The sequence below is a fragment of the Streptomyces sp. NBC_00271 genome (genome assembly GCF_036178845.1).
Lineage (GTDB): Bacteria > Actinomycetota > Actinomycetes > Streptomycetales > Streptomycetaceae > Streptomyces.
In genome coordinates, this window is sequence record NZ_CP108070.1 from 6,862,257 (window position 1) to 6,888,014 (window position 25,758).

A 25,758-nucleotide genomic window follows, 5' to 3' on the forward strand; every position below is an offset into this window, starting at 1 on the left:
ATGGTTCGACGCCCTGACTTGTCATGACTTACTCGCCCCCGACGCTGCTCTGGAAGACGCTTCTACCTCATCCTTTGGTTCTCGTGCCGGTCTCGCGCCGCTCTGGTGCCGTGTCGGGCCCCCGGTTCTTCGGCCCCCGGCCTTCGAGGGCGATTCCGTTCGGCCGACCCAGTGCGTTTCGGCTGCCCCAGTGTCAGTCCCTCAGGAGTTCAGATAGGTGAGGACCGCGAGAACACGCCGATGATCGCCGTCGCTCGGGGAAAGCCCGAGTTTCAGAAAGATATTGCTGACGTGTTTCTCGACCGCTCCGTCACTCACCACGAGCTGCCGTGCGATCGCCGAGTTGGTGCGTCCCTCGGCCATAAGTCCTAGGACCTCCCGCTCCCGCGGGGTGAGCCCGGCCAGTACGTCCTGCTTACGGCTGCGCCCGAGCAGCTGCGCGACCACCTCCGGGTCCAGAGCGGTACCCCCCCGGGCCACCCGCACCACCGCGTCCACGAACTCGCGCACCTCCGCGACGCGGTCCTTGAGCAGGTAGCCGACGCCGCGGCTCGAACCGGCCAGCAGTTCGGTGGCGTAGCGCTCCTCCACGTACTGCGACAGCACCAGCACCCCCACTCCCGGGTGCTGCTTGCGCAGCTGCACGGCGGCCTTCACGCCCTCGTCGGTGTGCGTCGGCGGCATCCGTACGTCGGCGACCACGACGTCCGGCAGCGAGTCCTGGGCCGCCAGGTCGGTGATGGTCTTGATCAGCGCGTCGCCGTCTCCGACACCGGCCACGACGTCGTGCCCGCGGTCGGTCAACAACCGGGTCAGGCCCTCCCTGAGCAGCACTGAATCCTCGGCGATGACCACCCGCACCCTGTCCTCCACGATTCTCGGCCCCCCACACCATTCCCCGACCCACGTCGGCCGCGTCCCCGCCCCTACATCAGCCCACAGCATCCCAGCATTCGGACCCACCTGCCCCCGAGCAAGGGGAATCAAGGGAAATCAGGGGGAGGGGGAAGGGGGAATACGGGGGGGCGCACTTTTGGCTCCGGGGTGGGGCTTAGGGGGCGGGGATTTCGGGCTGGCGGTGGGGAGCAGGGGGCGGGGGCGGAGCTCCGTCGGAGTTGGGGCCGAGCCCCCGCGCGCGGGGGTTTGGGGCTGCGCCCGGCGGGGTGCGGGGCGCAGCCCCATGGGGGTCAGAGGTGACGCTTGTGGTGGGGTGCGGGGCAGTTGCCCCGCGGAGGCCAGGGGCAGCGCCCCCGGCGGGGCGCAGGGGCGGAGCCCCGCCGGGGGTTCGGGGGCGGAGCCCCCGGGGATGGGACGGGTAGGGGCGGCGGGGGCGAGAGACACCCCACCCCACCCCCCGGCCCCCACTCACCCCCGCCAGGGCAACTCCGCAGTGATCCGACTGGGCCCACCCACGGGAGAGTCCACCACCAGAACCCCGTCCACCGCATCGAGCCGCTCCGCCAGCCCCGCAAGCCCGGACCCACCGGAAACATCGGCCCCACCCACACCATCGTCGACAACCTGAAGCATCAACCGGTTCTCGACCCGCCACACATCGACCGTGGCCCGCGTCGCCCGCGCATGCTTACTGACGTTCTGCAGCAGCTCGGAGACGGTGAAGTACGCGATCCCCTCGATCGCCGGCGCCGGCCGAGCGGGCAGATCCACATCCACCTGCACCGGCACGGTGCACCGCGAGGCCACGGAAGACAACGCCGCATCCAACCCACGATCGGTCAGCACGGCCGGATGAATCCCCCGCGCCAGATCCCGCAGCTCCTGCAACGCCGTCTTCACCTCACCGTGCGCCTCGTCCACCATCCGCGCCGCGGCCTGCGGATCCTCGGTGAGCTTCTCCTTGGCCAGACCGAGCCCCATCGCGAGATTGACGAGCCGCGCCTGCGCTCCGTCGTGCAGATCCCGCTCGATGCGCCGCAGGTCCGCCGCGGCAGTGTCGATCACGACCCCCCGGTCCGACTCCAGCTCGACCACCCGGCTCGCCAGCCGCGACGGCCCGAGCAGCCCCGCCACCATCACCCGGTCCACCGTGGTCAGCGCCCGCACGATCCACGGCGTGGCCATCGTGATCAGCAGCCCCAGCAGCGCGGTGACGGTGATCTCGAAGGGGTTGTCCAGGTAGATAAGGTGCGCGCCGTCGCCGTAGAGCTGGAGGCCGCCCTGCCCGCCGTACACCGGGAAGAGCCAGAACCACAGCGGATACGTCAGCATCGCCCAGCCGTACGCCCAGAAGGTCAGCGCCACCACGAACGAGAACACCGACCACGGGAACTGCACCACCGAGTACAGCAGATGCCGCCACGCCGAACCGTTCTTGAGGATCGCCCCCATCCACGCCAGCGCCCCGTGCTTGCGCACCCGCAGGGGCTCCGGCGCGGCCACCTCGATCCCGAGCAACCCGCGCGCCCGCGCCCGCTCCAGCGCGCCGAACCCCAGGACACCGGCGAGGGCCGCGGCGAGCACCGGGATCCCCAGGAAGGTGATCAGCAGGCCCATGCCGAGCGAGAACATCGTGACGGCGAACGTGAACATGAGGATGCCGAGCGGCAGGCTCGACATCACGTAACCGAACTCGCGCCAGCTGCGCGCCTCGATCGGCGCCCGCAGCGGTGTCGGGAGACGGTGCCGCCGCTCCTCGGCACCCGCCTCGTGGAATCCGGGCCCGCTCGGGTACCCGTACCCCTGTCCGTACTCCGTCGCCATCGGTCTCGTCCGTTCTGCTCGTCCTGCTCGTCGGTTCGTACTCCCACCCTGCTGTTCTCGGCCCTTGCCGACCATGGAGCGGGTCGGCGTCTTGGGACGGGGGTTTTCCCTACCTCGAAGCCGGACGGAAGCCGAATACCGACGGCCCCAGCCAAGGCGAACGCGCCAAGGCGGACCCGCACAGGTCACCCCGTAGGCCGCCCCCGTCAGCCCCGCCCGTCCCATCAGCCCCGCCCGTCCCGTCAGCCCCGCCCGTCCCGTCAGCCCCGCCCGTCCCCCCGGTCCCGCCAAGGCAGCTCCGCCGTGATGGTGGTCGGGCCGCCGGGCGGTGAGTCGATGATGAACAGTCCGTCCACCGCGCCCAGCCGGTCCGCGAGCCCCGCCATCCCCGTACCGCCGTCGAGGGCGGCCCCACCGCGCCCGTCGTCCTGGACCTGGATGAGCAGCCGCTCGTCCGTCCGCCACACGTCGACGGACGCGGAGCGCGCCCCGCTGTGCTTGCTGACGTTCTGCAACAGCTCGGACACGGTGAAGTAGGCGATGCCCTCGATGGCGGCGGCCGGTCTCGTCGGGAGGTCGGCCGTCACCTTCACCGGCACGGTGCAGCGCGAGGCGACCGACGACAGCGCCGCGTCGAGGCCCCGGTCGGTGAGGACCGCGGGATGGATGCCGCGGGCCAGATCGCGCAGCTCCTGCAGGGCCAGCTTCACCTCGCCGTGCGCCTCGTCGACCATGGCCGCGACGGTCTCGTCGGCCTGCCCTTCGAGGATCTTCTCCTTGGCCAGACCGAGCCCCATCGCGAGGTTGACGAGCCGCGCCTGCGCCCCGTCGTGCAGGTCCCGTTCGATGCGCCGCAGGTCCGCCGCGGCCGTGTCGACCACGACCCCCCGGTCCGACTCCAGCTCGGCGATGCGCCGCTCCAACTCGTCCGAGGGCGACAGCAGCCCGCGCACCATGGCCCGGTCCACGTTCGTCAGCCCCCGCGCGAGGAACGGCAGTACCGGCCACAGCAGGAACAACGACGTCAGCGTGACCGTGAACGTGACGATGCCCCACGGCAGCCGGATGAAGTCGTACAGCACGGTCCGCCAGGCCACCGGGTCCCGCAGGCTCGACCACAACCAGGGGAAGAAGCCCGTCCCGCGCACCGGCATCGGGCTCGGCTCGTCGATCCGCACGCCGAGCAGCTTGCGCGCCCGCGCCCGCTCCATCCGGCCCAGCAGCCGTGTGCCCCGCAGCCCGCCCGCGAGCAGCGGCAGCCCGATCGCCGTCACGGCCAGCCCCGTGCCCGTGGAGACCAGCGTCACGACGTACACGAAGCCGAAGATCGAGACCGGCAGATTGGCGAGGAGGTGCGCGATCTCCTTCCACGTCTGCCGGCCGAGTGCGAAGCGTGGGGGAGGCAGCCGGTCGCTGTCGGCCGACTCGTCCGGTACATCGTGTGCATCTGGTACATCCGGTACACCCGGTACACCCGGTATGTCCGGTGCTTGCGGCGTGTCCGACGGGCCGAGGGGGCCGAGCGGGCCGGCAGGGATGATGCGTTCGGTCATATTCGCTAGCCTGCCCGGCGGCGAGCCGCCGCGCCATGAGGTCGACCGCCACGATCCACTGGGGAAAACCCCACCCCTTGAGGTGAAAGCGAAGGCCGCCGGGCGGTGTACCTGGATGTGCTCGCGAGGTGAAATGGGAAGTGACCGCGAGGTGCGGACGGGAACCCGGTGACACGTGAGCCGGGCGAGTGCGCGAACCCGGCGACGGGCGAGGCGGACGAGTCCGTGACATGTCCCCGATAGCCAATGCGTGACGGGCTGCTTACCGTCTCTTTAGCAGGCCCTAGACTCCCGTCCGTACAGATCGTCGAACGGGGCGCATCACAGCGTGCGCGACGGGGCGTGCGCCGGGCGCAACGAGGTCAGGGAGTGAGGGGCTGACGTGCCGGAACCGACCGTTGTCACGGCAACCGGGGCCGTCGTCGCGGCGAGCTACTTCCAGTCGTACTCGGTCGTCGGACTGCTCGTCGTCGTCGGCGTGCTCTTCGTCGCCGTCGCCTTCGGGGCGGGCCGCCTGCTGCGGCCGGTGGTCCCGACCCCCGAGAAACTCCTGACGTACGAGTGCGGCGTCGACCCCGTCGGCGAGGGCTGGGCCCACACCCAGGTCCGCTACTACGTCTACGCCTTCCTCTACGTCATCTTCGCCGTCGACTCGATCTTCCTCTTCCCCTGGGCGACCGTCTTCGCCGCGCCCGGCTACGGCGCGGCCACCCTCGTGGAGATGTTCATCTTCCTCGGCTTTCTGGCCGTGGGCCTGCTGTACGCATACAAGAAGGGCGTCCTGACATGGACGTGACCCCCTCGGACGTGACCCCCTCGACGCCCTCCGAGTCGGCGCCGCTGCCCGAGCCGCTGCTGCCCGAACCGGTGCTGCTTCCCGAGCCGAAGCGGCTCGGTGTGCTCTCCCGGCTGGCTCCGGAGCCGATGAAGGTGGTCCTGAACTGGGGCCGCCGCTACTCGCTCTGGGTCTTCAACTTCGGCCTCGCCTGCTGCGCGATCGAGTTCATCGCCGCGTCGATGGCCCGCCACGACTTCATCCGGCTCGGCGTGATCCCGTTCGCACCGGGTCCGCGCCAGGCCGACCTGATGGTCGTCTCCGGCACGGTCACGGACAAGATGGCCCCGGCCGTCAAGCGCCTCTACGAGCAGATGCCCGAGCCGAAGTACGTCATCTCCTTCGGCGCGTGCTCCAACTGCGGCGGCCCGTACTGGGACTCCTACTCCGTCACCAAGGGCGTCGACCAGATCATCCCGGTGGACGTCTACGTCCCCGGGTGCCCGCCCCGCCCCGAAGCGCTGCTGCAGGGCATCCTCAAGCTTCAGGAGAAGATCGCCCGGGAGTCGCTGGGGGAGCGCTACAGCTCCTCGCCGCGTCCGTCGGCCGCCGCCCTCCAGAGCGACCTGGTGCGTCCGCCCGCCGTGGGGGAGGACCGATGACCGTCGGCTGGCTCCCCGCCCCCGTCGAGGAGCTCTTCGGCCCGGAGGCCACGGCCGAGGAGTCGTACGAGGTCCTGACGGTCGACGTACCGCCGACCGCCTGGCTCCCCGCCCTGGAGACCGCGCGCGACTCGCTGGGCTGCACCTACTTCGACTGGCTGAGCGCCGTCGACGAACCCGGCACGGGCTTCCGCGTCGCCGCGCACGTGGTGGCCCTGTCTCCCGTACGCCGTCTCCTCGTCCGTACGACCGTCCCGCACTCGGCACCCGTCCTGGCCACGGCGGTCTCCGTGTACGCCGGCGCCGGCTGGCACGAGCGCGAGACCCACGAGATGTTCGGCGTCACCTTCGAGGGCCACCCGGGCCTCGACCCCCTTCTTCTCCCCGAGGGCTTCGAAGGCCACCCCCTCCGCAAGGACTTCGTCCTGGCCGCCCGCGTCGCCAAGGCCTGGCCCGGGGCGAAGGAGCCGGGGGAGTCCGATCACGGTGGCCCCAAGCGCCGCCAGATGCTTCCGCCCGGCGTACCCGACCCCAACGAATGGGGTCCCCTGAAGGGCCAACTCCCCCCGGCCCCCGCCCGCCCGGCGCGCGGAGCGGCCCGAGCCGCGGGCGACCGCCCGGTACGGCGGGCCCGCACGGCGGGCGAGGGCTCGGCGAGCCAGACCACCACCACCGGCGACACGGGAACCGGTCCCGCCGCCGGTGGCACCACTGCAACCGCTGCTGCCGCCGCCGGTGCGCAGGCCCCCACGTCCCCTCGCCGGGCGCGCAGCGCCAGCCAGGGCTCGGCCAGCCAGCAGACCGAGGCTTCGGCCGCCGACGAACAGGCGCCTTCGGCAGCCGCCCCCGCGGCCTCGGGGACCACCGAGCCGACGCCTCCCGCCGGCCCCCGCCGCACGCGCAGCGCGAGCCAGGGCTCGGCGACACAAAGGACACAGGCCACGGAGCAGCAGCCCGCTGCCGCGGCGCCGCGCAGCTCCGACGCCCCTTGGCACCACGCCCGCCCCGCGTTCGACGAGCCGAAGCAGGAGCCGAAGCCGGAGCCGGAGCAGGCGCAGGAGTCGAAGCAGGAGCCGGAGTCCAGGTCGGAGTCGGAGCCGGGGGCCACCCCGGAGCCCGCGGCTGCCCCGAGTCCGGACCCCGAGGCCACCATGAAACCCCCGGCATCCCCCGAGCCGGACTCCGAGCCGGGCCCCGACTCGCACCCCGACTCCACCCCCGCTCCCGAAGACCCCACCACCGAAGACCCCACCCCCAGAAACCCAGCCGGAGGCACGCAGTGAACGACGCTCTCGACGTCGCCCTACGCCTCCTCGTCGTCTTCGTCGTGTTCCTGACGTTCCCCCTGATCGTCGGTCAGACCGAGCACAAGGTGATGGCCCACATGCAGGGCCGCCTCGGCCCGATGTACGCCGGCGGCTTCCACGGCTGGGCCCAACTCGTCGCGGACGGTGTGAAGTTCGCGCAGAAGGAAGACATCGTCCCCGCGGGTGCGGACCGCCGTATCTTCCAGCTCGCCCCCGCCGTCGCCCTTCTCCCGTACCTCCTCGTCCTCCTCGCCATCCCGATCGGCCCGGGTGAGGGCGCCGTCGGCCAGGTCGTCGACGCGGGCATCTTCTTCGTTCTCGCCGTGATGGGCGTGGGCGTCCTCGGCTCGCTCATGGCGGGCTGGGCCTCGGCCAACAAGTTCTCCCTTCTCGGCGGCCTGCGCACCGCCGCGCAGCTCCTCGCGTACGAACTCCCGATGCTGCTGACCGCCGCCTCCGTCGCGATGGCGGCCGGCACGGTCTCCCTGCCCGGCATCGTCGCCGCCTTCGAGTGGTGGTGGGTGCCCTGGCAGATCGTCGGCGCGGTCGTCTTCTTCGTGGCGGGCCTCGCCGAACTCCAGCGCCCGCCCTTCGACATGCCCGTCGCCGACTCGGAGATCATCTTCGGCGCGTACACCGAGTACACCGGCCTGCGCTTCGCGCTCTTCCTCCTCGCCGAGTACGCCGGAATCGTCGTCCTGTGCGGTCTGACCACCGTCCTCTTCCTGGGCGGCTGGCACGGCCCGTGGGGTGCCGACGGCCTCGGCTGGGTCTGGACCCTTCTGAAGACGGCCCTCCTCGCCTTCGTCGTGATCTGGCTGCGCGTCACCTACCCCCGCCTGCGCGAGGACCAGCTCCAGAAACTCTCCTGGACCCTCCTCGTCCCCCTCTCTCTCGCCCAGATCGCCCTCACCGGCATCGTCAAGGTGGTGATCTCGTAACCATGGCTGAGCCTCTCCCGCCCACCCGTCCCCGCATTCCTGGCTCCGGACTCGCCAAGGGCCTGGCCGTCACCCTCCGCACGATGACGAAGAAGACCGTCACCGCGCAGTACCCGGACGCCCAGCCCGAACTCCCGCCCCGCTCCCGCGGCGTCATCGGCCTGTTCGAGGAGAACTGCACGGTCTGCATGCTGTGCGCCCGCGAGTGCCCGGACTGGTGCATCTACATCGACTCCCACAAGGAGACGGTCCCGCCGGCCGCCCCCGGTGGCCGCGAGCGCAGCCGCAACGTCCTCGACCGCTTCGCCATCGACTTCTCCCTGTGCATGTACTGCGGTATCTGCATCGAGGTCTGTCCTTTCGACGCGCTGTTCTGGTCCCCGGAGTTCGAGTACGCGGAGACCGACATCCACGAACTCACCCACGAGCGCGACAAGCTCCGCGAGTGGATGTGGACGGTTCCGGCCCCGCCCGCCCTCGACCCCGGCGCCGAGGAACCGAAGGAACTGGCCGCCGCCCGCAAAACCGCCGACAAGCTCGCCGCCGAGGCAGCCACGGCAGCCGAACTCGCGGCGCAGACAGCCGAACAGGCTCCCCAGCCCGAACCCCCGGCCAGCGGCACGACTACGACCACAGGCACGACCGCGGGCACGACCACGGACCCGACCACGGGCACGCCCGAGCCCTCCAAGCCCTCCGACTTGCAGGACGGTGCGTCGTGAGCCTCGCAGCAGCCACGGCCGCCGCGGCGCGGGCCACGACCACCGCCGCCGAGAGCCACGGCTTCCTCTCCCCGACGGGCGTCGAGATCGCCTTCCTCCTCGTCGGCCTGGTCACTTTCGGCGCCGCGATCGTCACCGTCACCACCAAGCAGCTGGTGCACGCCGCCCTGTGGCTGGTGATGGCGCTCGGCGGCCTCGCCGTCGAGTACCTCCTGCTCACGGCCGAGTTCATCGCCTGGGTGCAGGTCCTCATCTACGTCGGCTCCGTCGTCGTCCTCCTTCTGTTCGGTCTGATGCTCACCAAGGCCCCGATCGGCCGCTCCCCGGACGCCGACTCGGGCAACCGCTGGGCCGCTCTCACCGTGGCCGTCGCCGCGGCCGCCGCCCTCGTCTGGGTGGTCGTGGACGCCTTCCGCACCACCTGGGTCGACCTGAAGGGCCCCGCCGCCGGCTCCACCGAGGTCACCGGAGCGAGCCTCTTCCAGAACTGGGTCCTCCCCTTCGAAGCCCTCTCCGTCCTCCTCCTCGCCGCCCTGGTCGGCGCGATCGTCCTCTCCCGCAAGGCGAAGGGGGACGCGACCACCCCCGCGAACGCGACCACCCCCGCGGGCACCGCCACCCCCTCGGGTGCCCAGAGCCGCCGGAGCGAGAAGGAAGGGACCCGCTGATGCACCTCGCCTATCCCGCCGTGCTCTCCGCCCTCCTCTTCTGCACCGGCCTGTACGGAGTCCTCGCGCGCCGCAACGCGATCCTGGTCCTGATGTCCGTCGAGCTCATGCTCAACGCCGTCAACCTGAACCTCGTCGCCTTCGACGTCTGGCTCTCCAGGACCGCCCGCGACACGCTCCACTCCGGCCAGGCCCTGACCCTGTTCACCATCGCCATCGCGGCCGCCGAGATCGGTATCGGCCTGGCGATCGTCCTCGCCGTCTACCGGGGCCGCGGCACCTCGGACATCGACAAGCTCCGCGAGACCGCCGAGGGCCCCGTTCCGGACGGCTCCCACGGCGACGGCACCGAAGAAGCCCCCGTCACGGGAGACGAGAAGGCTGAGGCCACCGCGTGACCACGACCACCCTCGCCGTCCTCGTCCCCCTCCTTCCGTTCCTGGGCGCCGCTGCCGGACTCCTCCTCGGCCGCACGGCCCCCGGCTACGTCCGCCCCCTCGCGGTACTCCCGTCCCTCACCTCGCTCGTCCTCGCCGTACTGGTCGCCGTGCGCCAGGGCGGCGGCCAGGCCATCAACGCGGCCACCGAACTGACGCCCACCGGCTCGGTCCCGATCGAACTCGCCCTGCACATCGACGGCTTCGCCGCCCTCGTCGCCGTACTCGTCGGCGTCGTCGCCTCCTGCGTGCAGATCTACTCGACGGGCTACCTGCGCGACGACCCGCGCTACCCCTCGTACGCCGCTCTCGTCTCCCTCTTCACCTCCGCGATGCTGCTCGTCGTCTACTCCGGCGACCTGATCGTGCTCCTGGTCGGCTGGGAGGTCATGGGCATCTGCTCGTACTTCCTGGTCGGCCACTACTGGGAGACCCCCGAGGCCCGCGCCGCCTCGATCAAGGCCTTCCTGGTCACCAAACTCGGCGACGTCCCCTTCCTCATCGGTCTGTTCGCCCTAGGCACCGACGCCGGGTCCTTCCGCATCACCACGGTCCTCGGCACCGTCGCGAGCGGCGGACTGCACCATCCGACGCTGATCGCCCTGCTGCTCCTCGCCGGCGTGGCGGGCAAGTCGGCGCTGTTCCCGCTCCACACCTGGCTGCCCGACGCGATGGCGGGCCCGACACCCGTCTCCGCCCTGATCCACGCCGCGACGATGGTCGCCGCCGGTATCTACTTCGTCGCCCGGCTCCTCCCCGTCTTCCAGGCCTCCTCGGCCGCGATGGTGGTCCTCGCCGTCATGGCCGCCGTCACGATGGCGGGCTCGGCTCTCGCCGCACTCGCCCAGGACGACATCAAGCGGGTTCTCGCGTACTCGACGATCGGCCAGCTCGGCTACATGGCCGGCGCCCTCGCCGTCGGCGACCGCGGTGCCGCTGTCTTCCACCTCCTGTCCCACGGCGCCTTCAAGGCGCTGCTGTTCCTCGCCGCCGGCGTGATCATCCACGCCTCCGGCACCAACTCGCTGGCCGTCATGTCCCGCATGACGGGCCTGCGATCCCGCGTCCCCGACGCCTACTGGACGATGACCGTGGCGCTGCTCGCGCTCGCCGCGATCCCGCCGTTCAGCGGCTTCTTCTCCAAGGAGGCCGTCCTCGGCGCAGCCGAGCACGTCGCCACCGGCCACACCGAGCACGCCCCCGGCTCCGCGGGCTGGATCGTCCTCGTCGCCGGTCTGGTCACCGCCGTACTCACCGCCGCGTACGCGACCCGGCTGTGGCTGCTGGCCTTCCACGGCCGGGGCGTCGAGGCCCCCGACCACGGCAAGGAGCCGCGCAGCATGACCGTCGTGCTGTGGGTGCTCGCCGTCCCTTCCCTCGCTTTCGGGCTCGCGTACGGCCCACTGCCCGACTGGTTCGACGGCCGTGACCTGACACCGGTCCTCACCACCTCCGTCCTCGGCACGGGGCTCGCCCTGGTCGGCGGGATCGTCACCTACGGCGCCTGGCGGCACACCACCGCGCTGGCTCCCCGCGTGCCGATGGGCGCGGTCGTGGCCCACCCCGACGCCGAGCCCGCGCGGGTCGAGGCGGAGGCGATCGCCAGTCACGCGCCCGTGTTCGGAGACGTGGCCTACGCCCCAGACCCGGCGGATCCCGGACGGCTGCTGCTCGGCCCGCTGCACCGGCACGCGGCCGTCGGATTCCACCTCGACGCCGTGTACAACGTGCTGTTCGTCCGCCCCGTCCAGGCCGGAGCCGCACTCGTCCGGTTCCTCGACCGTGAGGTCGTCGACACCTACGTACGCGGTGCGGCCGCCCTACCCCGCCTGCTCGGCGCCGCCGTACGGCGCGCGCAGACCGGCAATGTGCAGACCTATGTGAGCGCGCTGCTCGCCGGCACCGTCGTCCTGGTGGTCGCCGCCCTCCTCGTCGCCACGGGAGCGTGAGCAGGCGTGATCGATATCAGTGAATCCGTGATGCAGATTCTTCTCGCGTTGATCGTCGTCGGGCCGCTCATCGGCGCCGCCGCCGCGCTCCTGCCCGCGCCGCCCGGACTGAAGGGGAAGTCACCGGACCAGGCCGTGCTGCGGCACGGCGTGATCGTCACCGGCGTGGTGCTCATCGCCACGATCGTCCTCGCGCTCGGCTTCGACCACGACCACCCGTCAAAGATGCAGGCCACGACGGACATCAGCTGGATCCCCGCACTCGACGTGCGGATCCACCTCGGCATCGACGGCATTTCCCTCCCCCTTCTGGTCCTGACCGCGCTGCTGACCTTCCTCTGCGCGCTCTACAGCTACTTCAAGATGCCCGCGGGGCCGACCCCGAAGGCCTTCGTCGCACTGCTGCTCGTCCTCGAGTCCGGCACCCTCGCGACCTTCGCCGTCCTCGATCTGCTGCTGTTCTTCCTCGCGTTCGAGATGGTGCTCATCCCGATGTACTTCCTCATCGCCCGGTGGGGCGGTGCGCAGCGCCAGGCCGCGGCCTGGAAGTTCATCCTCTTCACACTGCTCGGTTCGGTCGTCATGCTGCTGGGCCTGCTCCTGATCGGAATCAAGGCGGGCACATTCGACATGGTGGCACTCGCCACTGACAACGGCCGGTCGCTGACCACATCCGTGCAGGTCATCGCAGTTTTGGCGATCGGAATCGGGCTCGCGGTCAAGACGCCGATGTGGCCGCTGCACAGCTGGCTGCCGGACGCCCACACCGCCGCGCCCACCGTCGGCTCGGTCCTGCTGGCCGGTGTACTGCTGAAGATGGGTACGTACGGTTTCGTCCGGATTCTGCTGCCGATCGCGCCGGACGGGATGCACACCTTCGCCCCCTACCTCGCCGCCTTCGCCGTGGTCGGGATCATCTACGGATCCCTGGCCTGCCTGGCCCTCGCGAAACAGGGCGCGAAGGGCGATCTCAAGCGGCTCATCGCGTACTCGTCCGTCGGTCACATGGGATTCGTCCTGCTCGGCATCGCGACGATGACCCCGACCGGGGTGAACGGCGCGCTGTTCGCCAACATCGCCCACGGTCTCATCACCGGACTCCTCTTCTTCCTCGTCGGGGCGCTGAAGGACCGCACGGGCACCACCGACCTCGACACCCTCGCCGAGGGGACCGGCGCAGCGCTCTACGGCAAGGCTCCGCGTCTCGGCGGACTCCTCGCCTTCGCCGCCGTCGCCTCCCTCGGGCTTCCGGGCCTCGCCGGATTCTGGGGCGAGATGCTGGCTCTGTTCGGCGCGTTCAAACCCGCCGCCGACCTCAGCCGTCCCGCGTATCTGACGTTCATGGCGATCGCCGCCTTCGGCACGCTGCTCACGGCCGCGTACATGCTCGCCGTCGTACGCCGTGTGTGCATGGGCGAGACCCCGCGACAGGAGGCGCCGAAGCTCGCCGACGTCCAGAGCTACGAGTTCGCGGCCTGGACGCCGCTCGTAGCCCTCACCGTCGTCGCCGGTCTGTGGCCCAAGGCCCTCCTCGGCCTGACCGACCCGGCCGTACAGCAGCTCCTCGCAGGAGGCACCCGATGAGCTCCCTGGTCCAGTCCGTCGACTGGCTCGCGATCGCGCCGCCCACCCTCGCCGCGGTCGTCGGACTCGTCGTGCTCGTCGCCGACCTCTTCATCGGAGAGGAGAAGAAGGCGGTACTCGGCTGGGTGTCGGTGGCGGGGCTCGCCGCGTCCGCACTCCTGTTGCTGCCCCTCCGGGACGGCGACCGCGCCACCTTCTGTCTGACGGGCGACGCGCACGCCTGTAGCTACACAGCGGACCGCTTCACCCTCGTCATCCAGTTCCTGGTCCTCGGCGGCGCGCTCCTGGCAGCACTGCTGTCGGTCACGGCCCTGAAGGACGCCAACAAAGACCTCCCCGAAGGGGAGTTCTGGTTCCTGTTGCTCTCCTCGGCCGCGGGCGCCGCCCTGCTGCCCGCCTCCCGCGACCTCGCGACACTCATCGTCGCCCTCGAAGTCGCCTCACTGCCCGCCTTCGCACTCGTCGGCATCAAACGCGGCGACAAGAAGTCCTCCGAGGCGGCCCTGAAGTTCTTTCTGTCCTCCGTCACCGCGACCGCCGTCAGTCTCATGGGCGTCAGCTTCATCTACGCGACGACCGGCAGCCTCTACCTGACCCAGATCGCGGACAAGATCCAGCACGTCGACGGACAGTTCCACACCCTCGCCCAGGCGGGCGTCGTCCTCACCCTCGTCGGCTTCGCCTTCAAGACGGCCGCCGTGCCCTTCCACTTCTGGGTGCCCGACACCTACGTAGGGGCGCCTTTGCCGATCGCCGCCTACTTGTCGGTCGTCGGCAAGGCGGTCGGCTTCTCCGGCCTGATCCTCGTCACCGTCGTCGCCCTCCCTTCGTACGGGGACGTCTGGGGCCCGGCGCTCGCCGTGCTGGCCGCCCTCACCATGACCGTCGGCAACGTCGGCGCCCTGCGCCAGCAGGCCACACGCGCGTACAGCGCGGTCCGCCTGCTCGCCTGGTCCTCCGTCGGCCAGGCCGGCTACCTCCTGGTCCCGATCGCGTCCGCCGCCTACTCCAAGGACGCCGACAAGGCCATCGGCTCCACCGTCGCGTACGCGCTGATGTACGCGGTGGTGAACCTCGGCGCCTTCGCCGTGGCCGCCCTCGTCGCCCGTACGAGCCCCCTGAACCGCATCAGCGACTACCGGGGCCTGTACGCGAGGAGCCCCCTGTCCGCGCTGATCCTCGGCTTCTTCCTGCTCTGCCTCGCGGGACTGCCGCCGGGCATCATCGGGCTCTTCGCCAAGGTCACCGTCTTCGCGGCGGCCGTCGACGCGGGGCTCGGCTGGCTGGCCGTGGTCATGGCCGTCAACGTCGTGATCGCGCTCTTCTACTACCTCCAGTGGACGACCCTGCTCTTCCGAGCCCCCGAGGGGGAGTCCGAGAAGCACCGCGTCCCGGCACCGCTGACCGCCGCGATCGCCCTGACGGCCGTCCTGGGCATCGCTCTCTCCGGAGCACCTCAGCTGGTCCTGCGCTTCTCCGCGACCGGCCTGTTCTGAGAGCGTCACCCGGACCGTCACCCGGACGGTCCACGTGTGCTGTCGCGCGCACAAGGGAACTAGTGCTCCTCGCCTGGCGTTGACCAGTGCGGGAGGTTCCACTGAAAAGTGGAAGCAAGGTATCAGCAAGCAAAGGGTTCCCCTGCCGCACCACTTGGAGGGCGTACCGTGCACCGCCGGCACAATGGGCTCAGGACCGCCGTACTCCTCGGGGGACTGTCCGCACTCATCATCGTCATCGGCAGCTTCTTCGGGCGTACCGGCCTCGTCGTCGCGCTGTTCATCGCGATCGGGACGAACGCGTACGCGTACTGGAACAGCGACAAACTGGCTCTACGCGCGATGCGCGCACGCCCGGTGAGCGAATTCGAGGCCCCGGCCCTGTACCGCATCGTCCGGGAGCTCTCGACCCAGGCCCGCCAGCCCATGCCGCGCCTGTACATCTCACCGACCGAAGCGCCGAACGCGTTCGCGACGGGGCGCAACCCGCGCAACGCGGCGGTGTGCTGCACCGAGGGAATCCTGCGCATCCTGGACGAACGCGAGCTGCGCGGCGTCATCGGCCACGAGCTCAGCCATGTCTACAACCGCGACATCCTGATCTCGTCGGTCGCGGGCGCCCTCGCCTCCGTGATCATGTTCCTGGTGAATTTCGCCTGGCTGATCCCGATCGGCCGTTCGAACGACGACGAGGGCCCCGGCATCCTCGGCATGTTGCTGATCATGATCCTGGGTCCGCTCGCCGCGTCCCTCATCCAGCTGGCCATCAGCCGCTCCAGGGAGTACGAGGCGGACGCGTCCGGCGCCCAGCTCACCGGCGACCCCCTCGCCCTCGCCAGTGCCCTGCGCAAGCTCGACGCGGGCACCAAGCAACTGCCGCTGCCTCCCGAGCCGCGCATCGAGACCGCGAGCCACATGATGATCGCCAACCCCTTCCGCCCGGGCCAGGGAATGTCGAAGATGTTCTCCACGCACCCGCCGATGGCGGAGCGCATCGCCCGGCTCGAGCAGATGGCAGGTCGCCAGCAATGAAGACAATCCTGAACGTCATTTGGCTCGTCCTGAGCGGCTTCTGGCTTTTCCTCGGCTACTTGGCCGCCGGCGTGCTGCTGTGTATCACCATCATCGGCATCCCGTTCGGCATCGCGGCCTTCCGTATCGGCGTCTACGCCCTGTGGCCCTTCGGCTATACGACGGTGGAGCGCCGCGACGCGGGCGCCCCCTCCTGCGTCGGCAATGTCCTGTGGCTGATCCTCGCGGGCTGGTGGCTCGCCCTCGCCCACATCGTCACCGGCATCCTGCTGTGCATCACGATCATCGGCATCCCGTTCGGCATCGCCAACTTCAAGCTCATCCCGGTCTCGTTGCTCCCGCTGGGCCGCGAAATCGTCCGCACGGACGAGCCGTTCGCCACGCGCTGACGGGGCGGCGCGGGGGTGCAGAATCCGAAGTACGCCGTAGCGGCGTACAGCAACAGGGGCGTCGGCGAGTCGATATGGGCGCTGTGCAAGGACGCCACTGACGAGCTCTACGCCGATCCGCTCCCTCCCCCGCGCGTCCGGTACGACCTGCTCGGCTGCGCACCCCGGGGCGAGCTGGCCGGGGCCGTGGTGCGGGCCCGCACCACGGGCTCCGCTCCGTTGGGCGGCCTATTGGTGCGGACCCTCGACGCCACACACACCCCGGTCGGGGAGGCATGGCCACTGGAGTACGCACGGGTTCTCGGCGACCGCCCGTGCGCGCTCGACCCGACGCTGCGCGACATCACCGTCGAGGCGTCGGCGGTCCCGGACACCCAGGCCGAACACCCCCAACGGCCGTTACTCTCCGCGGGACACCGGCTCCTGGGCACGGACGGCGAGCCGTGGGGCCACTGCAGGGACCTCGGCCAAGTCCCGGGCGAATTCATCGCACCGGCGGACCCGCCGGTACGCCTGCTCGGCTGCTCCCCGCGCGGATCCCTGCGCGACGCGCTCGAAGCGGGCGACGAGGACCTGGGACACGCCAGCGTGCTGCGCCTCAACTGGGTCGGCCGGACGGTCGGCTCCGTACTCGAAGGCGAGATCATCGCGTGGATCCCCTCCGCGCACGGCCGGGGCCTGGTCGATCTCACGCTCGACCCCTGGTCGCGGCGGCTTCCCAGAGCAGCCCGCGAGGCCTGGGACGTGTGGTGGCGCGAACGCCAGTCCGAGCCGAACAGCTGGGCCCGATGCAGCTCGCAGGGGCGCGAGTTCTGGCTCGACCGGGCACGCGAAGGAACGAACCCGTCCGGGCCCGACCCAGAGCCAGGCTCCACCTACCACCTCGACGGCCGCCACGTCACCGACGCGCCGGCCTTCCACTGCGCGCTCGGCGAGGCGGTGAACGGTCCCGGCGGCTACTTCGGCCACGACCTGAGCGCCGTCGCCGACTGCCTGCGAGGCGGCTACGGCGCCGAGCCGCCCTTCACCCTCGTCTGGCACGACGCCGACGTCGCCCGCACCTGCCTCGGCGTGACGCCGTACCGCGACCGCAGACCCCCGACATTCGAGGAACTGCTCACCTTCCTCACCGATAACGGCGTCGACGTACGCATCGCCTGATGGGTTATCCACAGGCCGCCCGATTGTCAGTGGCGCGCTGCATCATGAAGCCATGACCGAAATCGAGCAGTTGCTGGCACGGGTCGGTACGGAGGCCCGCAACACCCGCCCGTGGGGCTGGCCTTCGCTCCCCGCGCCCGTGGACGCGGCGACGGTCACCCGTGCCGAAGCCGTCCTGGGCTTCACCCTGCCGCCACTGCTCGCCGCGCTCTACCTGCAGATAGGGGATGGCGGCTTTGGTCCGGAGTACGGCCTGTTGCCGCTGCTCGACGGTTCCCCGTCCGGCGAGCCCGCCGCCGTCCCGCAGTATCTCGCCCACCGGGAGAGCGGCCGCCAGGACCCCGACTGGCCCTGGCCGGAGGGCGTCCTGCCGATATCCCACTGGGGCTGCGGGATGTACGCGTGCGTGGACTGCCGCAGCCCCCGGGGCATGGTCCTGCTCTTCGAGCCGAACGCCGACGAGGCCGACCACGCCTGGTACGTGGACGCACCCGACCTACAGGCGTGGCTGGACACCTGGCTGGAGGGCTCCGGCTGGTACGAGGAGTCCAACGACGACACGGACTTGGCCCCTTGGCCCGACTTCCGCATACGCACGGCGGCGGCACAGGCCTCGTAGCGACCCGCCCGCCATCGACGCCCGCCGATGGCTACCGCGAGGCCGCCCACCCCTCACGCCGTACGCCACCCACCCCCTCACGCCGTACGCCGCCACCGCCTCACGCCGTACGCCGCCATCCCCACACCCAGCACAGCCGCGCCCACGACCACCGAAAGCGCTGGAAGCGCGAACGCCAGGGTCACGCACCCGACGAGTCCCACCACCGGCACCAGCCGCGCCGCCGGAGCGGGGCTCAGGGTCCACGCCGACGCGTTGGCCACGGCGTAGTACGCCAGTACACCGAAGGAGGAGAACCCGATCGCGCCCCGCACGTCCACCGTCGCGGCCAGCACGACGACCACCGCGCCCACGGCCAGCTCCGCCCGGTGCGGCACCTGGAAACGCGGATGCACGTCGGCCAGGGTGCCCGGCAGATGACCGTCGCGGGCCATGGCCAGCGTCGTCCGTGAGACGCCCAGGATCAGGGCGAGGAGCGAGCCGAGCGCGGCCACGGCCGCACCCACCCGTACCACCGGCACGAGCCCCGGCACACCGGCCGTCCGCACCGCGTCGGCCAGCGGCGCCGAGGCATGCCCGAGCCCCTCCGCCCCCAGCACCGAAAGGACCGCCACCGCGACCGCCGCGTACACCACGAGCGCGATGCCCAGAGCCGTCGGGATCGCGCGCGGAATGGTGCGCGCCGGATCCCGTACCTCCTCACCGAGAGTCGCGATCCGCGCGTATCCGGCGAACGCGAAGAACAGCAGCCCCGCCGCCTGAAGCACCCCGCCCGCGCCACCGGAGACCCCGACGTCCAGCCGCCCGGCGTCGGAGGCGTCCGATCCGAGACACACGACCACCACGGAAGCGAGGACCGCGAGGACCACCGAAACGATCACCCGGGTCAGCCGGGCGGACTTGTGCATGCCGCCGTAGTTCACCGCGGTGAGGGCCACCACGGCCCCGACCGCCACCGCGTGCGCCTGCTCGGGCCAGACGTACGCGCCCACGGTGAGCGCCATCGCCGCACAGGAGGCCGTCTTCCCGACGATGAACGACCAGCCCGCCAGATACCCCCAGAAGGCGCCGAGACGCTCACGCCCGTACACATAGGTGCCACCGGAGGCGGGATACAGAGCGGCCAGCCGTGCCGAGGACATCGCATTGCAGTACGCGACCACGGCCGCGACCGCGAGTCCGAGGAGCAGGCCGGACCCGGCCGCCCGTGCGGCCGGTCCCAACGCCGCGAAGATCCCGGCACCCACCATCGACCCGAGCCCGATGACCACGGCGTCCCCGACGCCCAGGGTGCGCCGCAACTCGGATCCGGACTGTGCCATGGGCGGCACCCTACCGATCGCTGCAACCGACCGCCGTCGACCAGGCGTCCTTCCCGACAACGCGCCACGAACACCAGCACGACCACCGGCTGCTCGAACGCGAAGGCATGAGACAGCAGGTCCGGAGCAGGATCACAGCACAGGCACAGCGCGGAGAGGCAGGTTCAGGGCATGGGCATCATCAGCTGGATCATTCTGGGACTGTTGGCCGGAGCCATCGCCAAATTCCTGCTGCCGGGCCGTGACCCGGGCGGCTTCATCGGAACGACCGTCATCGGCATCGCGGGCGCCTTCATCGGCGGCTGGATCTCCGCGCGCTGGCTGGACCACCCGATCGCCAAGCAGTTCTACGACGGTGCCACGTGGGCCGCCGCGATCGGCGGCTCGCTCGTCCTGCTCATTCTCTACCGCATCCTGTTCGGCGACTCGCGCCGTTGAGCGCGCCCCCCTAGGCCGCAGCCAGCAGGCGAGAAGGGTGGGCACCCCCCGGGGGCCCACCCTTCCTCGTACGCGAAACTTTCCTCGTACGCGTAATGAACCACCGGCCGAAGCCGGTTGGCGGCCGATGGCTACCGGTAGTTCACGAACTGCAGCGCGAAGTCGAAGTCCTTGCCCTTGAGCAGTGCCTGCACGGCCTGCAGGTCGTCACGGCTCTTCGAGCTGACGCGCAGCTCGTCGCCCTGCACCTGCGCCTTCACGCCCTTCGGGCCCTCGTCGCGAATGATCTTCGCCACCTTCTTCGCGTTGTCCTGGGAGATGCCCTCCTCGATGGACGCGAAGATCTTGTACTCCTTGCCGGAGAGCTGGGGCTCGCCCGCGTCCAGCGACTTCAGCGAGATACCGCGCTTGACCAGCTTGGTCTCGAACACATCGAGGATGGCCTTGACCCGCTCCTCGGAGTTCGCCTCCATCAGGATCTTCTCGCCGGACCAGGAGATGGAGGCGCCCACGTTCTTGAAGTCGTAGCGCTGCGAGATCTCCTTGGCGGCCTGGTTGAGGGCGTTGTCGACCTCCTGCCGCTCGACCTTCGAGACGATGTCGAAACTGGAGTCGGCCATGTCCTGTGGCTCCTTGTATCGGGGTGCGTAGGGGCGGCCATCGAGCCCGGCGTAGGTCCCCGGCCGCATCCGCATAAGCCTAGCCACCCCCTCCCCTCCAAGCGCAGATCAATTGGGTGGCGAAGCACCCCCGAGCATCAGGTATCGTTTACGTCGTTGCCAGGGAGCGCCGCCAAAAAGCGGTCCTCAGGGCAGCAACCCCGGCGGTGTGCCCGAGCGGCCAAAGGGAGCAGACTGTAAATCTGCCGGCTCAGCCTTCCCAGGTTCGAATCCTGGCGCCGCCACACGGGAACAAAGGCCCCGTGACCTGCCCTCTACGCAGGTCACGGGGCCTTTGTCATGTGCTCTTGCGAGGGGCGCACTGTCTCGCGCTGTCTCGCATTAGAACGCCCCGTCTCGGGGTGTGTGGACGGGCCGTGGACGGGCAGTCCGGCCCCGTCAGACGTGCTTCCCCAGGCGGGCGGAGATCTTGGCGTTAGCGGCATCGTCGCCGTCGCTGAGGAACTTCGCGTAGACCCGAAAGAGGACGCCGACGCTGTGGCCGGCGCGCTTGGCCACGAGCTGAGGTTCTACCCCTGAGCTGAGCCATGTGGAGACTGCCGCGTGACGTAGATCATATGGTCGCTTGGCCAGGGGTGATTCCTTCTGCGCGGGTGTCAGGGCGCGTGATCGGGCTTCGGCCCAGACTTCGCCGTATCCGGTGTCCTGGATCAGCCCGCCGCGCTGGGTCTGAAACAACCGGCCGTCGGGCGCCGTGCCGTACGCGGTGACGTGCCAGCGCAGTAGGGCCACCAGTTCGGGCGGGATCGGGACTGGTCGGACCGCCTTGCTCGAACGGTGCTTCAGTCCTCGCTTGTCGTGCGCTTCGCCGCTGTCTGTCCACGCTGAGCCCGATCGCGGCCGTGTCTGCCGGAGTCGAAGCATGCCCCAGCCGCGGCGCGGGAGGTCGCAGTCCTGGAGCCGTAGCCCGATGACTTCCGCCGGGCGGGCCGCGGCGTAGTACATGCAGCCGAAGAACCCCGCCAGACGGCGACCACGGGGGCTCTGGTCCCGTACGGCGGTCAAGAGCTTCGAGGCCTGCTCGGGATCTGGCACACAGGCTGGGTCCACCTCCTCTTCCACCTGCTCCGGCGGCTTCCACTTGATGCGGGTGAGCGGGTTCTCGCTGAGGAGTTCGGCCTCTACCGCGTACTCCAGGGAGTTGTGGAAGATCGCTCGCTTGCGCCGGATCGTCGCTGCCGCGGCCGTCTTGCCGTCCAGTTTCTTGGAGAGGGCGTTCAGGGTGGCCCGTACGAGCAGGCGATCGGTGAGCGCGGACGTGGGCACGGACTTGCGCTTGAACCAGTCCAGCACCTTGGTGACGTCGGCGGGGGTGTCTTCCTCCCAACGGTTCTTGTTGAATGCCCAGCTGTACAGGGCGGTGCGCACGACGCTGGCGTCGGGCATCCCCTTGGTGTCCTTCACTAGCGTGGGCGTCACGGTCGCCATCGCTTCAGCCAGAGTCCGCCGTGTGGAGGCGGGGGAGTCGTCCCACTTCATCTCGATGTAGTTCCGGGCGTGCTCGTACCACGAGATATCCCGTTCCTTGGCGACCATGGATTTCGGCAGTCCGCTGTCCACGTCGAACGGCTCACCCTGGCGGGCCGCGGTGATGAGCTGGGCCCGTCGGCTCTCCGCCAGGCCCAGCGTGAGGAACGACTCCGAGTGCGGGCGCGTGCCCACCTTCCAGCGGAGTTGGTAGGGCTTCCGGTAGTCACGCTTGCGGATGGCCCAGATCTTTACGGTGTAGCTCCACTCCGTCACGCAGCGTCCATTTCATCGAGAAAGGCGTCCAGGACACTTCGGCGCACGCAGATGCGGCCGGTCGGGGTGCGCTTGGCCTCCGGCCCGTAGCCGCGGTTGCGCCAGCGATACCAGGTCGCGCGGGTTATGCCGAGTTCGACCAGGGCGTCGCTCAGCGGCAGCAGTTCGTCTTTGGGGGAGCGACGTCGGCGGGAAGGGGTGGCCATGCCGAGATCTCCTTGGGACAGAAACGGAATGCGGGGCCCGGTAGGGCCCCGCATGGGTGGGATGGGTCGCTGGACTGTCAGGCCGCTATTGGCAGTTGGGGTGAATGAGGTGGCCGACGGTGGTCAGTTCCGGGGCCATGGGCTGTTCGCATACCGGGCAGATCAGGTGTGGGCCAGAGATGGCGTGCGTTTTACTGTCCGTACTCGCCCTACTGTCCGCAGGGGGTCGGTTGGCCTGCTCAGAGGCATGCGGAGGTGCGGACAGTAACGCCGCTTCACTGTCCGCTTCACTGTCCGCACTGTCCGCACTGTCCGCGGCGGGAGGCTGCGGACAGTGCGCGGACAGCATCTGGACAGTAGAAGCGTCCGTACTGTCCGCAGGTTTGGCCTGGTCAGACGTGGTTGCGGACAGTAGGGCGGGTGCGGACAGTGTTTTGCGACCCATCTCTGTAGGGGTGAGGCTGATGAGCCGCTGGCGGCGCCGGTCGGGGGTGCGGCTGGTGTCGTCGTAGTTGATGCCGACGGAGCGCAGCATCGGGGCGAGTCGCTTGAGCTGCCCTCCGGCGCGTGGCGCGTCCTTGGGCCATTTGGGGTGGTAGCCGTCGGGCGGGGGCAGCAGGTCCAGGAGTTGGCCAGCGGTGCCGGACCAGGCCCCGTGGGTTTCGACGAAGCCGACGACAGCGGTGCCGAAGGGGTCGCCTTCGAGGGCGTCGGCGTAGACGGTCTGGGCAGCGGCGGTGTAGCTGCCGAGAGTGTCCCAGCCCTGGACGTGGTCCACGGCCGCGAGGACACGGGCGAAGTCGGCCATGCGGGGCATGCGCTCCAGCCGGACGGACGGGAGCTCCCGCAGGACGGCGACGAGCAGGTCCAGCAGGGCGCCCAGGATCGCGGGCCGGGCGGTGTCGTAGGCGGTGTCCAAATCTTCCTCGGAACGGCGCCGGTCCTCGCCGATGAGCTGGAGATCCAGGACCAGCAGGCGTTCGGCGAGGTCACCGGCGAGTGCTCCGGCGTCGATGGTGGTCAGTGCCAGCACTCGGCGGAACGTCAGCACGACGACGTCGTCGTCGGTGTACAGCGCGCGGTCGACGATGCCGTCGCCGGTCACGGCTTTGCACAGGGTGTCCGACAGCCAGGGCGGGATGGTGCTGATGTTGTCCAGGCACAGGGCCCAGGAGTTGAACGCCTGGGTGGCCCAGGCTTTGACGTCCCTGGGCTGGGAGCGCTTGGTGGCCGCGGACGGGTCGACCAGGTTGACGATCATCTGGGCGGCCTTGGATTTCCCGGTGCCCTGCTCGCCCTTGCAGGTGAGTACGGGGTGGGGGATGTGCGGGATCCAGGCAGCGATCAGCCAGGCGACGAGTTGGTGGAACGTGGGGTCGTCCATGTTGACCAGGTCGCGCAGCAGGGCGAGGCCGTCCGTGGTGCCTTCGGGGCGGGGCATGGGGGCCATGGCGCCGGAGCGGCGGAAGAGGACCGGGGAGCGGTCGGCGTTCTGCCAGCCGTCGGGGGTGGCGATGACGCAGTGTCCGTCGGCGGTGCCGAGGTCCACGACGACGCGGGAGGCGTCGCCGGCGACGCGCAGGTGGACGGGGACGGGGTCACCGGCGGCGGCCTCGCCTTCCAGGACGGTCATCGCGTCGGCCAGCGCGGACTGGGAGGGGACTTGGCCGCCGTTGTTGATGGTGAAGCGGCGGGCCAGTTGGGTGCGCAGCCCGGCCCTTCCGCGCAGGGGGAGGGCGATGTGGGGGCCGTTGCGGCGCACGCCGTAGGGGCGTCCGTCTTCGGACATGACCAGGTCGTATCCGGCCCTGGCGAGGCTGACGAGCTGGGATGCCTGGGAGGGGCCCTTGTCGCCGGCGCTCATGTGCGGGTCTCCTTGCTGCGTGCGGCGCCCTTGGCGGCGCTGGCGATGGTGCGCTGGGCCTCCGCTTCGGGCAGGCCGGTCTCCAGTGCGGCGGCCAGCAAGTCTGCTGTGGCGATCTCAGGGTCGATATCCGAGGCGGCAAAGGCCCTTCGGGCGGCCCAGTACAGGCAGTTGTTCCGTCCCGTCCGGGTTGCTCGGACGGTACGCACCAGGCCGTCCAGGCGCCGCTGTGGACTGCCGAGCGGGGACAGCGTCTGGCTCGCTCGCTCGGGCGCTTGCGACGTCAGCAGAAGTTCGAGCAGGCGGGTCGGGACGGAAGCAATGTGACGTGGCCCAGAGCCGGGGGCGAAGCGGTAGCGGCCCTTGGGGCCCAGGGAGCCGGGGCCGACGAGATAGCCTCCGGTGCCTCGGGTGTCGACCCCCGGTGCGAGGAGGCTGGCCGTGTTGGGGATCCGCATGTCAGTCTGAACGGTCAGCCACAGGTGCAGGCCGCCGGATTGGGTTACCACGGTCGCTGTACGCGGCAGCTCGAAGTCGTACCGGGCGGCGAGGGCCCGGAAGTTGGCGATGCCGTCGGTGCCGCCGGTGCCGTCTTTGCGGTCCAGGTCCAGGCCGAACAGGTGATGCGGGGGCCGCCCGCAGGCGATGCCGTAGCCGGCCGCCCACGGGGCTGCGGCGAACAGCGCCCGCACCTGGTCGGGGTCGGCGCTGGCGTCGTGGACACCGTGGCCAGCCTTTCCGCACTGGCCGGTGCACGTCGCGGACGCCTCGCGGTGGGCGGTGGCGATGGCCGGCAGCTTGCTGCGGGTGAGGGGGAAGGCCGGGAGGCCGTGCAGGGTCGCGGCGGACAGGGCGTGGGCGCGTGCCGCGGCCCAAAACGGACCGGGCCGCTGGTCGCCGGGGCGCTGTTGGGTCATGCTGGAGTACCTCCGGGTCGCTGGTGCTGGGCTGGAGCAGGGCGCCCGCGGCTCGCCAAAGTCGCGCGGGCGCCCAACTCATGAGGTGGGGTCTAGAACGGGGGCTTGTCGTCGTAGCTGCCGGCACCGGCGGTGGCCCAGGGGTCGTTCTTCGATCCGGTCGCCGGCCGGTCGCCCTGGCCGCTGGAGCTGCTGGCGGCGTCCTTGGTGCGGTGGATGGTGGCGGTGGCGTAGCGGAGGCTGACGGCGATGTCCTCGACGTCCAGGCCGACGCCGGTGCGGGTGACGCCGTCGGGGCTGGTGTATTCGAACTGGCGCAGGGCGCCGGTGACGATGACCCGGGTGCCTTTGGTGAGGGTGGCTTCGGCGTTTTGGGCGAGCCAGCGCCAGGCGGTGCATCGCAGGAACAGGGTGTTGCCCTCGCTCCATTCGGCGCGGGTTTTGTCCCAGTTGCGGCTGTTGGAGGCGACGTTGAACGAGATCCAGGGGGTGCCGTCGCTGGTGTGGCGCAGTTCGGGGTCGGCGGTGAGGTTGCCGACCAGGGTGAGGGTGGTTTCTCCGATGGGCATGGT

At 70.3% G+C, this 25,758-nt stretch carries 25 protein-coding genes and 1 tRNA gene; 16 read left to right on the forward strand and 10 right to left on the reverse strand.

The window, feature by feature from the left end:
- Positions 1-201: 201 nt before the first annotated feature.
- From OG798_RS31215 to OG798_RS31225, 3 genes are all read right to left on the reverse strand, one after another.
- On the reverse strand, positions 202-861 hold the full coding sequence (locus tag OG798_RS31215) for a LuxR C-terminal-related transcriptional regulator (protein WP_323138804.1): 660 nt from the start codon (positions 859-861) through the stop codon (positions 202-204).
- 504 nt (positions 862-1,365) lie between these two features.
- Entirely contained in the window at positions 1,366-2,721 is a 1,356-nt protein-coding gene (locus OG798_RS31220) for a sensor histidine kinase (protein WP_328758022.1), read from the reverse strand.
- Positions 2,722-2,981: 260 nt separating this feature from the next.
- Positions 2,982-4,274 (reverse strand): sensor histidine kinase, encoded by a 1,293-nt coding sequence (locus OG798_RS31225; protein WP_328758023.1) that lies wholly within the window; start codon positions 4,272-4,274, stop codon positions 2,982-2,984.
- A gap of 382 nt (positions 4,275-4,656) precedes the next feature.
- On the opposite strand from OG798_RS31225, the gene OG798_RS31230 reads away from it, so the two are divergent.
- The 14 genes from OG798_RS31230 (at position 4,657) to OG798_RS31295 (ending at position 18,016) form a co-directional block, all read left to right on the forward strand.
- Positions 4,657-5,070 carry an NADH-quinone oxidoreductase subunit A gene (locus OG798_RS31230; protein ID WP_121415350.1) on the forward strand — a complete coding sequence of 138 codons (414 nt, stop codon included), beginning with the start codon at positions 4,657-4,659 and terminating at the stop codon, positions 5,068-5,070.
- A complete protein-coding gene (locus tag OG798_RS31235; RefSeq protein WP_257016622.1) occupies positions 5,061-5,711 on the forward strand; it encodes an NADH-quinone oxidoreductase subunit B in 651 nt (216 codons plus the stop codon). Before OG798_RS31230 ends, OG798_RS31235 begins: the two co-directional genes overlap by 10 nt.
- On the forward strand, positions 5,708-6,994 hold the full coding sequence (locus OG798_RS31240; protein ID WP_328758024.1) for an NADH-quinone oxidoreductase subunit C: 1,287 nt from the start codon (positions 5,708-5,710) through the stop codon (positions 6,992-6,994). Before OG798_RS31235 ends, OG798_RS31240 begins: the two co-directional genes overlap by 4 nt.
- On the forward strand, positions 6,991-7,959 hold the full coding sequence (locus OG798_RS31245; RefSeq protein ID WP_095853145.1) for a complex I subunit 1/NuoH family protein: 969 nt from the start codon (positions 6,991-6,993) through the stop codon (positions 7,957-7,959). Before OG798_RS31240 ends, OG798_RS31245 begins: the two co-directional genes overlap by 4 nt.
- A gap of 2 nt (positions 7,960-7,961) precedes the next feature.
- A complete protein-coding gene (locus OG798_RS31250; protein ID WP_267062576.1) occupies positions 7,962-8,681 on the forward strand; it encodes a NuoI/complex I 23 kDa subunit family protein in 720 nt (239 codons plus the stop codon).
- The gene (locus OG798_RS31255; protein ID WP_095853143.1) at positions 8,678-9,349 is read left to right on the forward strand and encodes an NADH-quinone oxidoreductase subunit J family protein; all 672 of its coding nucleotides are present in this window, start codon (positions 8,678-8,680) and stop codon (positions 9,347-9,349) included. The genes OG798_RS31250 and OG798_RS31255 overlap by 4 nt, the downstream gene beginning before the upstream one ends.
- Positions 9,349-9,747, forward strand: a complete 399-nt coding sequence (nuoK, locus tag OG798_RS31260) for an NADH-quinone oxidoreductase subunit NuoK (protein ID WP_095853142.1) — start codon at positions 9,349-9,351, stop codon at positions 9,745-9,747. The genes OG798_RS31255 and nuoK overlap by 1 nt, the downstream gene beginning before the upstream one ends.
- On the forward strand, positions 9,744-11,735 hold the full coding sequence (locus tag OG798_RS31265) for an NADH-quinone oxidoreductase subunit 5 family protein (RefSeq protein WP_097225101.1): 1,992 nt from the start codon (positions 9,744-9,746) through the stop codon (positions 11,733-11,735). Before nuoK ends, OG798_RS31265 begins: the two co-directional genes overlap by 4 nt.
- A gap of 6 nt (positions 11,736-11,741) precedes the next feature.
- Complete coding sequence (locus OG798_RS31270; RefSeq protein ID WP_095853140.1) at positions 11,742-13,319, forward strand: NADH-quinone oxidoreductase subunit M; 1,578 nt, start codon at positions 11,742-11,744, stop codon at positions 13,317-13,319.
- The gene (locus OG798_RS31275) at positions 13,316-14,815 is read left to right on the forward strand and encodes an NADH-quinone oxidoreductase subunit N (protein WP_097225100.1); all 1,500 of its coding nucleotides are present in this window, start codon (positions 13,316-13,318) and stop codon (positions 14,813-14,815) included. Before OG798_RS31270 ends, OG798_RS31275 begins: the two co-directional genes overlap by 4 nt.
- A 168-nt stretch (positions 14,816-14,983) precedes the next feature.
- Positions 14,984-15,847: a zinc metalloprotease HtpX gene (htpX, locus tag OG798_RS31280; protein WP_095853138.1), complete on the forward strand. Its 864-nt coding sequence runs from the start codon at positions 14,984-14,986 to the stop codon at positions 15,845-15,847.
- Complete coding sequence (locus OG798_RS31285; RefSeq protein WP_095853137.1) at positions 15,844-16,236, forward strand: YccF domain-containing protein; 393 nt, start codon at positions 15,844-15,846, stop codon at positions 16,234-16,236. The genes htpX and OG798_RS31285 overlap by 4 nt, the downstream gene beginning before the upstream one ends.
- A 15-nt stretch (positions 16,237-16,251) precedes the next feature.
- Positions 16,252-17,397 (forward strand): barstar family protein, encoded by a 1,146-nt coding sequence (locus OG798_RS31290; protein WP_267062578.1) that lies wholly within the window; start codon positions 16,252-16,254, stop codon positions 17,395-17,397.
- 52 nt (positions 17,398-17,449) lie between these two features.
- Positions 17,450-18,016: an SMI1/KNR4 family protein gene (locus OG798_RS31295; RefSeq protein ID WP_095853135.1), complete on the forward strand. Its 567-nt coding sequence runs from the start codon at positions 17,450-17,452 to the stop codon at positions 18,014-18,016.
- 77 nt (positions 18,017-18,093) lie between these two features.
- On the opposite strand, the gene OG798_RS31300 is transcribed toward OG798_RS31295, so the two are convergent.
- Positions 18,094-19,338: an APC family permease gene (locus tag OG798_RS31300; protein ID WP_328758025.1), complete on the reverse strand. Its 1,245-nt coding sequence runs from the start codon at positions 19,336-19,338 to the stop codon at positions 18,094-18,096.
- A 171-nt stretch (positions 19,339-19,509) separates the two neighbouring features.
- On the opposite strand from OG798_RS31300, the gene OG798_RS31305 reads away from it, so the two are divergent.
- Positions 19,510-19,776: a GlsB/YeaQ/YmgE family stress response membrane protein gene (locus OG798_RS31305; protein WP_054228314.1), complete on the forward strand. Its 267-nt coding sequence runs from the start codon at positions 19,510-19,512 to the stop codon at positions 19,774-19,776.
- 131 nt (positions 19,777-19,907) lie between these two features.
- Here OG798_RS31305 and OG798_RS31310 read toward each other — a convergent pair whose 3' ends face one another.
- Positions 19,908-20,396 carry a YajQ family cyclic di-GMP-binding protein gene (locus OG798_RS31310; RefSeq protein ID WP_095857852.1) on the reverse strand — a complete coding sequence of 163 codons (489 nt, stop codon included), beginning with the start codon at positions 20,394-20,396 and terminating at the stop codon, positions 19,908-19,910.
- A gap of 202 nt (positions 20,397-20,598) precedes the next feature.
- On the opposite strand from OG798_RS31310, the gene OG798_RS31315 reads away from it, so the two are divergent.
- Positions 20,599-20,680, forward strand: a tRNA-Tyr gene (locus tag OG798_RS31315).
- 154 nt (positions 20,681-20,834) lie between these two features.
- Here OG798_RS31315 and OG798_RS31320 read toward each other — a convergent pair.
- The 5 genes from OG798_RS31320 to ssb all read right to left on the reverse strand — a co-directional run bounded on the left by OG798_RS31320 (position 20,835) and on the right by ssb (position 25,755).
- Positions 20,835-22,199, reverse strand: a complete 1,365-nt coding sequence (locus OG798_RS31320; RefSeq protein ID WP_328758027.1) for a tyrosine-type recombinase/integrase — start codon at positions 22,197-22,199, stop codon at positions 20,835-20,837.
- Positions 22,196-22,405, reverse strand: a complete 210-nt coding sequence (locus tag OG798_RS31325; protein ID WP_328758028.1) for a helix-turn-helix transcriptional regulator — start codon at positions 22,403-22,405, stop codon at positions 22,196-22,198. Before OG798_RS31325 ends, OG798_RS31320 begins: the two co-directional genes overlap by 4 nt.
- Before the next feature lie 85 nt (positions 22,406-22,490).
- Entirely contained in the window at positions 22,491-24,269 is a 1,779-nt protein-coding gene (locus tag OG798_RS31330) for an ATP-binding protein (RefSeq protein ID WP_328758029.1), read from the reverse strand.
- On the reverse strand, positions 24,266-25,186 hold the full coding sequence (locus tag OG798_RS31335) for a bifunctional DNA primase/polymerase (RefSeq protein ID WP_328758030.1): 921 nt from the start codon (positions 25,184-25,186) through the stop codon (positions 24,266-24,268). Before OG798_RS31335 ends, OG798_RS31330 begins: the two co-directional genes overlap by 4 nt.
- A gap of 92 nt (positions 25,187-25,278) precedes the next feature.
- Positions 25,279-25,755: a single-stranded DNA-binding protein gene (gene ssb / locus OG798_RS31340; RefSeq protein ID WP_328758031.1), complete on the reverse strand. Its 477-nt coding sequence runs from the start codon at positions 25,753-25,755 to the stop codon at positions 25,279-25,281.
- Positions 25,756-25,758 lie beyond the last annotated feature (3 nt).

Excerpts from the sequence above, each read along its gene's own strand:
- nuoK (WP_095853142.1), top strand. The coding sequence starts at position 9,349 with ATGCACCTCGCCTATCCCGCCGTGCTCTCCGCCCTCCTCTTCTGCACC.
- OG798_RS31235 (WP_257016622.1), top strand. The coding sequence starts at position 5,061 with ATGGACGTGACCCCCTCGGACGTGACCCCCTCGACGCCCTCCGAGTCG.
- OG798_RS31325 (WP_328758028.1), bottom strand. The coding sequence starts at position 22,405 with ATGGCCACCCCTTCCCGCCGACGTCGCTCCCCCAAAGACGAACTGCTG.
- OG798_RS31285 (WP_095853137.1), top strand. The coding sequence starts at position 15,844 with ATGAAGACAATCCTGAACGTCATTTGGCTCGTCCTGAGCGGCTTCTGG.
- OG798_RS31220 (WP_328758022.1), bottom strand. The coding sequence starts at position 2,721 with ATGGCGACGGAGTACGGACAGGGGTACGGGTACCCGAGCGGGCCCGGA.
- OG798_RS31250 (WP_267062576.1), top strand. The coding sequence starts at position 7,962 with ATGGCTGAGCCTCTCCCGCCCACCCGTCCCCGCATTCCTGGCTCCGGA.
- OG798_RS31240 (WP_328758024.1), top strand. The coding sequence starts at position 5,708 with ATGACCGTCGGCTGGCTCCCCGCCCCCGTCGAGGAGCTCTTCGGCCCG.
- OG798_RS31330 (WP_328758029.1), bottom strand. The coding sequence starts at position 24,269 with ATGAGCGCCGGCGACAAGGGCCCCTCCCAGGCATCCCAGCTCGTCAGC.
- OG798_RS31300 (WP_328758025.1), bottom strand. The coding sequence starts at position 19,338 with ATGGCACAGTCCGGATCCGAGTTGCGGCGCACCCTGGGCGTCGGGGAC.
- OG798_RS31305 (WP_054228314.1), top strand. The coding sequence starts at position 19,510 with ATGGGCATCATCAGCTGGATCATTCTGGGACTGTTGGCCGGAGCCATC.
- OG798_RS31310 (WP_095857852.1), bottom strand. The coding sequence starts at position 20,396 with ATGGCCGACTCCAGTTTCGACATCGTCTCGAAGGTCGAGCGGCAGGAG.
- OG798_RS31225 (WP_328758023.1), bottom strand. The coding sequence starts at position 4,274 with ATGACCGAACGCATCATCCCTGCCGGCCCGCTCGGCCCCCTCGGCCCG.
- OG798_RS31335 (WP_328758030.1), bottom strand. The coding sequence starts at position 25,186 with ATGACCCAACAGCGCCCCGGCGACCAGCGGCCCGGTCCGTTTTGGGCC.
- ssb (WP_328758031.1), bottom strand. The coding sequence starts at position 25,755 with ATGCCCATCGGAGAAACCACCCTCACCCTGGTCGGCAACCTCACCGCC.
- OG798_RS31295 (WP_095853135.1), top strand. The coding sequence starts at position 17,450 with ATGACCGAAATCGAGCAGTTGCTGGCACGGGTCGGTACGGAGGCCCGC.
- OG798_RS31275 (WP_097225100.1), top strand. The coding sequence starts at position 13,316 with ATGAGCTCCCTGGTCCAGTCCGTCGACTGGCTCGCGATCGCGCCGCCC.